The following is a 10345-nucleotide window of genomic DNA, read 5'->3' as shown; positions in this document are numbered from 1 at the left end:
TCCATTGCTTCCGCGCACGATGCACCGGATAGACGGATCAGTATCAAATAGCACTTGGCGGCACTTTCCACAGGGCGAAAGCACCTGGCCAGTCGGACCGTGGACGGCGACTACCGCTCGGATCGGATCCTCTGGATGACTAGCAGCGTGGTTAGCTAAGGCCGAGATTTCACCACAGGGGCCACCGAGAAAATGATATGCGTTTAAACCGAGCACGTGTTTGCCGGATTCGGTCAGGAGGGCTGCGGCTACGGTGTGATCTACCCCGTCGTGGAAACGCTGCGCATGGGTCGTGGCTGCGGTCAGTAGTTCTCGGAGTTCATTAGTAATCATCCTTCAAAGGTAGCTGCTACTGCCACAACTCCCAAGCCCAAGGGATCACAAATCTGTCGCTGTCATTCACGGTAAATAAGGGCGAAAAACTTCGAATTTCTGGCCGCTATAATTCCCCGAAGATATCAATAACCCCGGCGATTTACTCCTACTTTCGTAGTGCAGGGATCGTTCCGGGGTTTTCAAAGCGCACATTATCATATCCATATGGATAATCCAAGCCCAGCCCAAGTACAGCTGTCCCAGTGGTTTTCATCTGCGCGAATGAGCAGGTACGCCGATCATCCATCACCAGAAACGCTCTACCTTTGGAATACTCACCTCACGAAAACCTATCTCGCAGACATCGAACACCTCGAAGTACTCCTCCGAAATAGCATTCACAATGCCCTAACCGGAAGGTACGGCGAGCGATGGTTTGACAACGATCGAATCCCTTTCAACGATGCAGCGAAGAAGAATATCCGCAAAGCGAAGAAACGGGCCGGGAAGGAAGGTGCACCACCAGGAAAAATCATCGCTGAACTCAGCTTCGACTTCTGGCGTTTCCTCTTGAGTAGTCACTATCAGGCGAGTATCTGGCCCCAGGTAAAGAAGGCGTTGAAGAGAACGCCTGACAGTAGACAGCAGTTTGAAGAACTTGTAGTCATTGTTTACAAAATGAGGAATAGGTGCTCTCACCACGAATCAATCGTTCAACAACGCGATAGAGCCCGTGAAGTCGCACATCTCGACTCCGTTGATAACGCTATTCAAGAAGTAGCGGACTTCATTGATCCTCACGCCGCGGTATGGATCAAAGACAATTCACGCGTCCCCGCTATACGGGCACAACGACCTTAATCCATTGACGCTTTCTTGATACGTCGTACTGGCCTAGCGAACTCAGGCCACTGAAAAAGAAAAATCTCGAGACACCGACCGGAACGATGTCTCGAGACTTCACAGCGTGCCCGGGGCGGGACTTGAACCCGCACGTCCTATAAGGACACTGGCACCTGAAGCCAGCGCGTCTGCCAATTCCGCCACCCGGGCAGGGTATTGATGTCTTGGCGACTAGCTAACCTTAGCACGCAGTCCAACAGATTCTACAAATCCGCTGGCAAACCCGAACTTTCCAGGGAACTATAGGCCGCGCGTCTACGTTAAATAGAGGAAAGCAACCTATACTGATCGCTGCTATACCTCTCCCTTGAACATCCCGAAAGGAGGACGGCGTTACCCTATGGCATTTCTTGACAAGCTCGCCAAGCTGGATTCTTCCTTGCAACGCGGACTGGACAACGGCATGGCCTTTGTCTTCGGCGGTAAAGTCGTCCCCGCAGAGATTGAGGAGCTTCTCAAGCAGGAGGCGCAAGACAATCTGTCCCGCGGTGATGATGGCAAGCTTTATAGCCCCAACGTCATGACCGTCGGCGTGTCCTCCAAGGACATCGAGAATCTCTCACAGGACCGGGATGTTCCCAAGGATCTAGCTGATCAGCTCACCCGCTTCATCCGTAACAGTGGCTGGTCCCTCGCCGGGCCGGTCATCGTCCGCATCGCGGAGGAGTCGGGGCTGCGGACTGGGCAGTTGCGCGTGTCCTCTTTTTTGGATCACGAGCCCACCGAAGAAACCGGATTCGATGCGATTTTCCACCACGACCATGGTCAGGAGGACTCTATGACCCAGCCGCACAACGCCGACGAGGCCGCAACCACCGCCTTCATGGCCCCCACCCCGAATCAGCCAGCGCCGCAGGGCCCTGCGGTGACGCTCATGTTGCAGGACGGCTCCTCCCGCGTCTACCACGTGCAGGAGGGCTCCAATATTCTGGGCCGCAGCAACGACGCGGACCTGCGCCTGCCGGATACCGGTGTGTCCCGCCAGCACGCGGAGATCACCTGGAACGGCCAGGACGCCGTGCTGGTGGACCTGCAGTCCACGAACGGCACCACCGTCAACGACACCCCGATTGAGAACTGGCTGCTTGCCGACGGCGACGTGATCACCCTCGGCCACTCCCACATCGAGGTGCGCATCACCGGCCTCGAGAGCCAAGGCTATTAAGCCACCCCCGGCAACGTTCACAGATTTTTAGCGTAAGGATTTTCCATGGATTCGATCGTGCTGCTCTCGCTGCGCATCGGCCTGCTGGTGTTATTGTGGCTGTTCATCTTGGTCGCACTCAACGCCATGCGCCGCGACGCCAATAAGGCTGCCGGCGTCTACCAGGCATCGTCCCCGGTGAAGGGATCCCAGAGGCGTCGCGAAGCGCCGCGTGAGATCACCATCGTGGACGGGCCGCTGCGTGGTTCCCACATGGAACTGGGCACGCTCGAGGACTGTACGATGGGCCGCGCGCAGGACTGTGACTTTGTCACCGGTGATGATTTCTCCTCCGGCCACCACGCTCGCCTGTTCCGCAGGGGCAGCGAGTGGTTCGTGGAGGACCTCGAATCCCGCAACGGCACCTTTGTTGGTGGCGTTCGCATTGACCAGCCAGAACGAGTCGGAGTCGGCTCCGATATCAAACTTGGCCGAACGACCGTGAGGTTGATGGCATGACTTTAAGCCTGACTTTTACTGCAGTGACGGACCGCGGATTGGTCCGCGAAAACAACGAGGATTCCGCCCACGCGGGCCCGCACCTGCTGGTGCTTGCCGACGGCATGGGTGGCCACGCCGCCGGCGAGGTCGCCTCCACCACCATGGTGGAGCACATGGCCTCCCTCGAGCGGGATCCGGGCGATAATGACATGCTGGCGCTGCTCGGCGCGGCGGCGGAAGACGCTAATGCGGCGATCCGCAAGCACGTGGACGAGCACCCGGAGACCGAGGGCATGGGCACCACGTTGACCGCCCTGCTCTTTAACGGCTCCGAGTTCGGCGTGTGCCACGTGGGGGATTCCCGCGGCTACCGGCTGCGTGAGGGCAAGCTGACTCAGATCACCAAGGATGACACCTATGTGCAGTCCCTGGTGGATGAGGGAAAGCTCGATCCGGAGGATGTGTCCTCCCACCCGCAGAAGTCGTTGATCCTCAAGGCCTACACGGGCCGCCCGGTGGAGCCGACGCTCTTCATGCTCGATGCTAAACCGGGCGATCGCCTCCTGTTGTGCTCGGATGGCCTCTCGGATCCGGTGACGGCCTCTACCATCGAGCAAGCGCTGAAGCAGGGCACGGTCGAAGAAGCCGCTACCACCTTGCGGGATCTGGCGTTGCGCTCCGGCGGCCCGGACAACGTCACCATCGTGGTGGCGGAGGTCCTGGAGGGAGAGGGTGATGAGAACGTCCCCATGACCGTGGGCGCGATCCAGGGCGTCGTCCCGGAGCCCACGCATCCGGATTCCTCCGCCAGCCGCGCTGCCAAGTTGATCTCACCCCCAAAAGCGCAAGCCGCTGAGGAGAAACCCCAGGAAGAACCACAGCGGCGGCCACAGCGAAGCCGGATTGGGTGGAAGGTCATTGCATGCCTGGTCATCATCATCGTGCTGGTCATCAGCGGCGGGCTCTGGATGAAGAATTACCTGAGCAATAACTACTACGTCACCGCGAACGAGGACGGTATCCTCACCATCCACGAAGGCGCGGACTATGAAGTGTTTGGCCGCCCGCTGCACCACACGTATCAAAATGCCTGCTTGAGCAAGGAGAACGCGCTCAAGCTGGGGCACGGCGCCTGCGACGGCGATTTCGCGCCCTTCACGCTGAAGGATTTGCCCGAATCCGAACGTGCCGCCGTGGGCAACCTGCCCTCCGGTTCTTATGACGAGGTACAGACGCAGCTTTCGCAGCTCTCGGACAAGGCGCTCAAGCCCTGTCCCACCTCGCCGAAGGACGGAAAAGATAAAGACGCGTCTAAAGGAAACTGCCGGGAGGTGAAGTAGATGAGTAAATTCTTCTCCCGTGGCACCGAATTCGGCCTGCTCGTGCTGGCTACCGTGGTCTTCGCCATCACCTTGGTCAGCCTTGAGCTCTCCCAGGGCAACGTGCTGACCCTCGATGTGCTCTACCTGATCGGTGGCTTCATCGGCGTCTTTGCCGTCGCTCACTTGGTGCTCTGTTTCCTGGCACCCTATGCGGATCAGCTCATGCTGCCCATCGTCGCGGTGCTCAACGGCACCGGGCTCATCTTATTGCAGCGCCTCGACCTGGCGAATGGCGGCGGGCTGGCAGTGCGGCAGGTGATGTGGACCATCGTGGGCCTCATCCTCTTCGCGCTGGTGCTGGTCCTCCTGCGTGATCACCGCTCGCTCACCCGATACTCCTATATCTTGGGCGCGCTCGGCCTCATCCTCCTCGCGTTACCCCTCGTGTGGCCGCAACCGCCAGGCGTGGACGCCCGCATTTGGCTATGGCTCGGGCCCTTTTCCATCCAGCCGGGTGAGTTTTCCAAGATCCTGTTGATCCTGTTCTTCGCCATGCTGCTGACCCAGAAGCGTTCGCTGTTTACGGTGGCTGGCTACAAGTTCCTTGGCATTTCGTTGCCGCGCCTGCGAGATCTCGCTCCCATCCTGGTGATCTGGGGTATTGCCATTGTCATCATGGGCATTTCCAATGACTTCGGCCCGGCCCTGCTGCTGTTTAGCACCGTGCTCGGCATGCTCTTCATGGCTACCAACCGCGTGAGCTGGCTGCTCATTGGCGTCATCCTCGTGGGCGTCGGTGGCTTCGGCATCTACCAGGTATCGGAGAAGATCCAACAGCGCTTCTCCAACTTCCTGGATCCGCTGGCTAATTATGATTCCACCGGCTACCAGCTCTCCCAGGCGCTCTTCGGCATGTCCTCCGGCGGCATCACCGGCACTGGCTTAGGCCAGGGGCATCCGGACATGGTTCCGGTGGCGCACTCGGACTTCATCCTGGCTAGCATCGGTGAAGAGTTCGGTCTCATTGGCCTTACTGCGGTACTTGTCCTGTTTGCCATGCTCGTCTCCCGCGGCTTCCGCACCGCGCTGACCTGCCGTGATACCTATGGCAAGCTGGTTTCCTCAGGCCTCTCGCTCACCTTGGCTGTGCAGGTTTTCGTCGTCACCGGCGGTATCTCCGCGCTGCTGCCCATGACGGGCTTGACCACGCCGTTCATGTCTGCGGGTGGTTCCTCTCTCATGGCTAACTACATGCTGCTGGCTATTCTGCTGCGTATCTCGAACGCGGCCCGCCGCCCGGCGCGTGAGCTGAGCTCAAACGCACCCACTGACACGTCCATGTTTCCTGCCGTACAGGAGGCAAGCCGATGAACCGATCGATCCGCCTCGTGGCCCTCTTTTCTCTGATTCTTACCGCCATACTCCTCGTGAACCTCACGGTAGTGCAGGCGTTTTCCACCGATAAATACGCCCATAACCCCAAGAACGTTCGCGGCTACCTAGAAATGCGCACTACCCCGCGCGGCCAGATCTTCGCCGGCGATACGGTCTTGGCGCAGTCCACCGCGGATGAGAACGGCAATTACTCGCGTTCCTACCCCACTGATTCCCCAGCCTTTGCCGATGTCACCGGTTACCTCTCGGAGCGCTTCGGCGCCTCCCAGCTGGAGGCCTCGCAGAATGACATCCTCAACGGCAAGGACGACTCGCTGTTGGCACACAACTGGCTCGATATGCTCTCCGGCAAGCCGCAGAAGGGTGCCAACGTGGAGGTCACCATCGACCCAACGCTGCAGCAGGCAACCTACGACCAGCTGGCCGGCCCAGGCTACAAAGGCGCGGCCGTAGCCATCCAGCCCTCAACGGGCAAGATATTGGCCATGGCCTCCACGCCCAGCTTCAACGTCTCCGACCTCGTCGGGGACAACGCGGCCGAAACGTGGGATCAGCTGCAGAATCAAGAGGGCAATCCGCTCATCAACCATGCCACGCAAGACACCCTGCCCCCCGGGTCCATTTTTAAGATCATCACCACGGCCGCTGGCCTCAACAACGGCTTTAACCCGGACTCTACGCTGACCGGCGCGGCGTCCATCACGCTGCCGGATACGGTCACGGAGCTGACCAACGACGGCAACCGAGCCTGCGGCGGCGCGGAGAGCGTCACCCTACATACGGCCTTCGCGCTGTCCTGCAACACGGCTTTTGCGCAGATGTCGGAGAGCATCGGCGCCGATGAGCTGCGTAAATATGCGGAGGGCTTCGGCGTGGGTGAGAAGTACTCGCTCGGTGTGGAGACTTCCGCTGGTGCGCTGGGCGATCTTGGCGACGGCGCCCAAGTCGCCCAATCCGCGATCGGCCAGCGCGACGTGACCATGTCCGCCCTGCAGGCGGCCATCATGGCCGGGACCATCGCTAACCAGGGCAAGCGCATGGAGCCCTACCTCATTAACCGCATCACCGATGCCCAGATGAATGAGCTTCGCACGACTCAACCACGTCAGGCAGCCGAAGCTGTCAGTGAAGAGACGGCCAACACCATCAAGGACCTCATGTTTGCCTCCGAGCACAGCACCTATGGCTATGACGGGAACGGTTTTGCCTCGAAGACCGGTACCGCCGAGCACGGCGAGGGCCTTGCCCCGCACGCGTGGTACGTGGCTTTCGACCCGGACAAGGATATCGCGGTGGGCGTCGTGGTCAAGGACGGCGGGCACCTAGGCCAGAATGCCTACGGCGGCCAAGTCTCCGCGCCCATCGGCCGCGCCATCCTGCGCGCATACGGAGGTGAGCAGTAGTGAACAGCGCTGATAATAAGGAACACCTACAAGCACTCATCGGTGAGGACTACCAGCTGCAGTGGATCGTTGGCCACGGTGGCATGTCCACGGTGTGGCTGGCGGACGACGTCCGCAATGACCGCGAGGTCGCCCTCAAGGTCCTGCGCCCAGAGTTCTCCGATAACAACGAGTTCCTCTCGCGCTTCCGCAACGAGGCCAAGGCCGCAGAATCCATCGATTCCGAAAACGTCGTAGCCACGTACGACTACCGGGAGCTCGAGGACAACGGCCGCATCTTCTGCTACATGGCCTTGGAGTACATTCGCGGGGAATCCCTGGCGGATCTCTTAGCCCGCGAAGGCGCACTGCCGGAAACGCTGGCCCTCGACGTTATGGAGCAGGCCTCCCACGGCCTCTCCGTGATCCACCACATGGGCCTCGTGCACCGCGATATCAAGCCCGGCAACCTCATGATTACCCAAAATGGGCAGGTCAAGATCACCGATTTTGGTATCGCCAAGGCCGCCGCCGCGGTGCCGCTGACCCGCACGGGAATGGTCGTCGGCACCGCCCAGTACGTCTCTCCCGAGCAGGCCCAAGGCTATGAAGTCGGCCCGACCTCTGACGTCTATTCGCTCGGCGTCGTGGGCTATGAAATGCTGGCTGGTAAGCGCCCCTTCAGCGGCGATTCCTCGGTATCGGTGGCGCTGGCGCACATCAGTCAGGCGCCGGAGCCCTTGTCGACGTCGATTAGCGCGCCCACCCGTGAACTGATCGGCATGGCCCTGCGCAAGGACCCGGGCACCCGCTTCGCCGACGGCAACGAGTTCACCAACGCGATTGCTGCCGTGCGCCAAGGCCAGCGCCCGCCTCAGCCGAAGTCCGCGGCGCTCGCACCCATCGCCGCCGAACCCTCGCCTTCCGCCTCCACGGAGATGCTGGCCAACATGGCGCACCCCACCACGGTGCGTCCGGCCGTTTCCACACCGCAGTCTGAAGAGAGCCCCGCCAAGCAGGGGGGCTTCGGCACCGGGCTGCTCATCGCCGTGGCCATCGCCGCCCTCGTGGCTATTGGCTTCATGGCCTATAGGCTGTGGGGCAACACCTCTCCAACTCCGCCGCCTCCGCCCACCGAGGTCATCGTGACCGAAACGGTAGAGCCCGAGACGACGGTGGAAGAGGAACCGGAAAGCCCCGAGACCGTCGAGATCACCACCGTGGAAGAGGAACCTACTCAAGTCACCGTGACAACGACGCACTCTGTCATCCCTTCCCCTTCCGTGACCACGCACCACACGACCCATGAGGAACTACCCACTCTCCCCGCTGAGGAGACGCAGCCACAGGTCAATGACAGCCCAACGCTCGAGCCCGAACTAGACTCACAGAACAACCCCACCGAAGAATCCGCACTACAGGGAGGCCAGTAACCCACCATGGTCAGTGATCGGTACCACCTCCGCCAGTCCATCGGCACCGGCGGTATGTCCGAGGTCTACGAGGCCGAGGACACCGTCTTGGGGCGCACCGTTGCCATCAAGATGCTGCGCCCCGACATGGCGCGCGATGTTAATTTCCGTGAGCGCTTCCGCCGCGAGGCCCAGAACTCCGGCAAGCTCAACCACCCGAACATCGTCGCTGTCTTCGACACGGGTGAAAAAGACATCGACGGCCTGATGGTGCCCTACATCGTCATGGAATACGTGCAGGGGCGCACCCTGCGCGACATTGTCCGTGAGGATGGCCCCATGCCGGTGGAAGAAGCCGCGCGCGTGCTGAAGCCGGTAGCGGATGCCCTTCAGTCTTCCCACGAGGCAGGCATCATCCACCGCGACATCAAGCCGGCCAACATCATGCTCACCAACACCGGCCAGGTGAAGGTCATGGACTTCGGCATCGCCCGCGCGCTGGATGATTCCACGTCCGCGATGACGCAGACCTCCGCCGTCATCGGCACCGCGCAGTATCTTTCCCCGGAACAAGCGCGGGGCAAGCCTGCCGACGCCCGCTCCGACGTCTACGCCCTGGGCTGCGTCATGTATGAAACGGTCACCGGGCGCACTCCCTTTGAAGGTGAGACACCGTTTGCGGTGGCCTATCAGCACGTGCAAGAGGAACCAACACCGCCGTCGGACTTCATCACTGCGGACCTCACGGAACGGCAGCGACTCGGCGTTGACGCCGTCGTGCTCACGGCGATGGCCAAGCACCCAGCGGACCGCTACCAGTCCGCGTGGGAGATGGGCGATGACCTTGACCGTTTGGCACAGGGCCAGCTGCCAGAAGCGGCACGCTCCCACGTCAACGATGAGGATCACCCCACCACGATGGTGGCACCCGTGGCCGCGCAACACCGTGCGCCGGTGGCCTCCACCCGCCCCTCCGACGATGAGGAATCTGGATCCGGTCTCAAGTGGCTGGCGGCCTTGCTCGCCGCTTCTCTCGTCGCCATTATTGGCTACTTTGCCTGGGATTTCTGGGATAGCTCCCGTCAAGAAGCCCGTGAACGCGAACAGGAACAGCATGAAGCAGCTCAGCGCGCGAACATGGTCACTGTCCCGAAGGTGGCCAACCGCCCGCGCAATGAAGCGGTCGAGGAGCTGGAAAAGCTTGGCCTGCTGGTAACCGTCAACGAAGAACCCAGCCCCGATGTGCCGCGCGGCAAGGTGATCCGCGTCAACCCGGCGGAGGGCTCGGAGCTGCAGAAGAATTCTTCGGTCACGCTGACAGTATCTTCTGGCAAGGAGGTCACCGAGGTCCCGGATCTCACCGGCATGAAGCTGGATGAAGCTACCACTGCGCTGGAGGAAGCCGGCTTGGAGCTGAATACCGACGTGGAACAGGTGAATGATGAGGCCCCCGCGGGCGAGATCATTTCCCAGAACCCAGCGGGCGGCGCGCAGCTATCCAAGGGTTCGAAAGTACGCGTCACGGTGTCCAAGGGCCAGAAGGAAGTCAGCGTCCCCGACGTCAGCGGCATGGATCGTGACCGCGCGGTGGACATGCTGTCCTCCATGGACTTTGACGTCACCGTGAATTCGGTGGATTCGGAGCTGCCGGAGAACCAGGTGCTCAGGGTTGTCGAGCAGGGCCAGAAGCTACCCAAGGGCAGCCAGGTCACCCTGGAAGTCTCCAACGCGATGCTCATCCAGGCACCGGATATTACGCATTCCTCGCAGCAGGAAGCCGAATCCGCGCTGCGCGCCAAGGGCTGGTCCGGTTCCCTCGACGTGGGCGAACGCATCCCGACGTCTAATCCGATCGACAGCAACAAGATCGGATGGGCGTCGGCAAGCCGCGGCGATGTCATCCGTAAGGATGAAACCATCCACGTCCGGTTCTGGGAGTTTGACCCGGCAGCATTGCTACCGCAATAGCTC

9 protein-coding genes and 1 tRNA gene are annotated in these 10345 nt (G+C 60.8%); 8 read left to right on the top strand and 2 right to left on the bottom strand.

All coding sequences use genetic code 11. The features are described 5' to 3' along the window. Positions 1-333, bottom strand: a 333-nt coding sequence (locus HMPREF2565_RS13355) for a cytidine deaminase family protein (protein WP_371441000.1), incomplete at its 3' end; no start/stop codon positions are given. Positions 334-540: 207 nt separating this feature from the next. Here HMPREF2565_RS13355 and HMPREF2565_RS05025 point away from each other — a divergent pair. Then, on the top strand, positions 541-1176 hold the full coding sequence (locus HMPREF2565_RS05025; protein WP_070512825.1) for an Abi family protein: 636 nt from the start codon (positions 541-543) through the stop codon (positions 1174-1176). A 107-nt stretch (positions 1177-1283) separates the two neighbouring features. On the opposite strand, the gene HMPREF2565_RS05020 is transcribed toward HMPREF2565_RS05025, so the two are convergent. Continuing rightward, positions 1284-1368 (bottom strand) — tRNA-Leu (locus HMPREF2565_RS05020). A gap of 190 nt (positions 1369-1558) precedes the next feature. On the opposite strand from HMPREF2565_RS05020, the gene HMPREF2565_RS05015 reads away from it, so the two are divergent. The 7 genes from HMPREF2565_RS05015 to pknB are packed head-to-tail and all read left to right on the top strand — an operon-like array spanning position 1559 to position 10342. Further along, positions 1559-2383, top strand: a complete 825-nt coding sequence (locus tag HMPREF2565_RS05015) for a DUF3662 and FHA domain-containing protein (RefSeq protein ID WP_071406954.1) — start codon at positions 1559-1561, stop codon at positions 2381-2383. A gap of 45 nt (positions 2384-2428) precedes the next feature. Beyond that, complete coding sequence (locus tag HMPREF2565_RS05010) at positions 2429-2881, top strand: FHA domain-containing protein FhaB/FipA (protein WP_070645077.1); 453 nt, start codon at positions 2429-2431, stop codon at positions 2879-2881. Then, positions 2878-4203: a protein phosphatase 2C domain-containing protein gene (locus tag HMPREF2565_RS05005; protein ID WP_071406953.1), complete on the top strand. Its 1326-nt coding sequence runs from the start codon at positions 2878-2880 to the stop codon at positions 4201-4203. Before HMPREF2565_RS05010 ends, HMPREF2565_RS05005 begins: the two co-directional genes overlap by 4 nt. Beyond that, positions 4204-5556: an FtsW/RodA/SpoVE family cell cycle protein gene (locus HMPREF2565_RS05000; protein WP_070645082.1), complete on the top strand. Its 1353-nt coding sequence runs from the start codon at positions 4204-4206 to the stop codon at positions 5554-5556. Continuing rightward, a complete protein-coding gene (locus HMPREF2565_RS04995; RefSeq protein WP_071406952.1) occupies positions 5553-6983 on the top strand; it encodes a penicillin-binding transpeptidase domain-containing protein in 1431 nt (476 codons plus the stop codon). Before HMPREF2565_RS05000 ends, HMPREF2565_RS04995 begins: the two co-directional genes overlap by 4 nt. Continuing rightward, positions 6983-8395, top strand: coding sequence for a serine/threonine-protein kinase (locus HMPREF2565_RS04990; protein ID WP_071406951.1), 1413 nt, complete (start codon positions 6983-6985; stop codon positions 8393-8395). Before HMPREF2565_RS04995 ends, HMPREF2565_RS04990 begins: the two co-directional genes overlap by 1 nt. Positions 8396-8401: 6 nt before the next feature. Further along, a complete protein-coding gene (gene pknB / locus HMPREF2565_RS04985) occupies positions 8402-10342 on the top strand; it encodes a Stk1 family PASTA domain-containing Ser/Thr kinase (protein WP_071406950.1) in 1941 nt (646 codons plus the stop codon). Positions 10343-10345: the final 3 nt, after the last annotated feature.

Source organism: Corynebacterium sp. HMSC072A04 (genome assembly GCF_001809235.1).
Classification (GTDB): domain Bacteria; phylum Actinomycetota; class Actinomycetes; order Mycobacteriales; family Mycobacteriaceae; genus Corynebacterium; species Corynebacterium hiratae.
Note: the sequence above shows the minus strand (reverse complement) of the source record. Positions and strands in the feature narration are given on the sequence as shown.

Coding starts and splice junctions, on each gene's coding strand:
- HMPREF2565_RS05025 (WP_070512825.1), top strand. CDS start 541: ATGGATAATCCAAGCCCAGCCCAAGTACAGCTGTCCCAGTGGTTTTCA.
- HMPREF2565_RS05015 (WP_071406954.1), top strand. CDS start 1,559: ATGGCATTTCTTGACAAGCTCGCCAAGCTGGATTCTTCCTTGCAACGC.
- HMPREF2565_RS05010 (WP_070645077.1), top strand. CDS start 2,429: ATGGATTCGATCGTGCTGCTCTCGCTGCGCATCGGCCTGCTGGTGTTA.
- HMPREF2565_RS05005 (WP_071406953.1), top strand. CDS start 2,878: ATGACTTTAAGCCTGACTTTTACTGCAGTGACGGACCGCGGATTGGTC.
- HMPREF2565_RS05000 (WP_070645082.1), top strand. CDS start 4,204: ATGAGTAAATTCTTCTCCCGTGGCACCGAATTCGGCCTGCTCGTGCTG.
- HMPREF2565_RS04995 (WP_071406952.1), top strand. CDS start 5,553: ATGAACCGATCGATCCGCCTCGTGGCCCTCTTTTCTCTGATTCTTACC.
- pknB (WP_071406950.1), top strand. CDS start 8,402: ATGGTCAGTGATCGGTACCACCTCCGCCAGTCCATCGGCACCGGCGGT.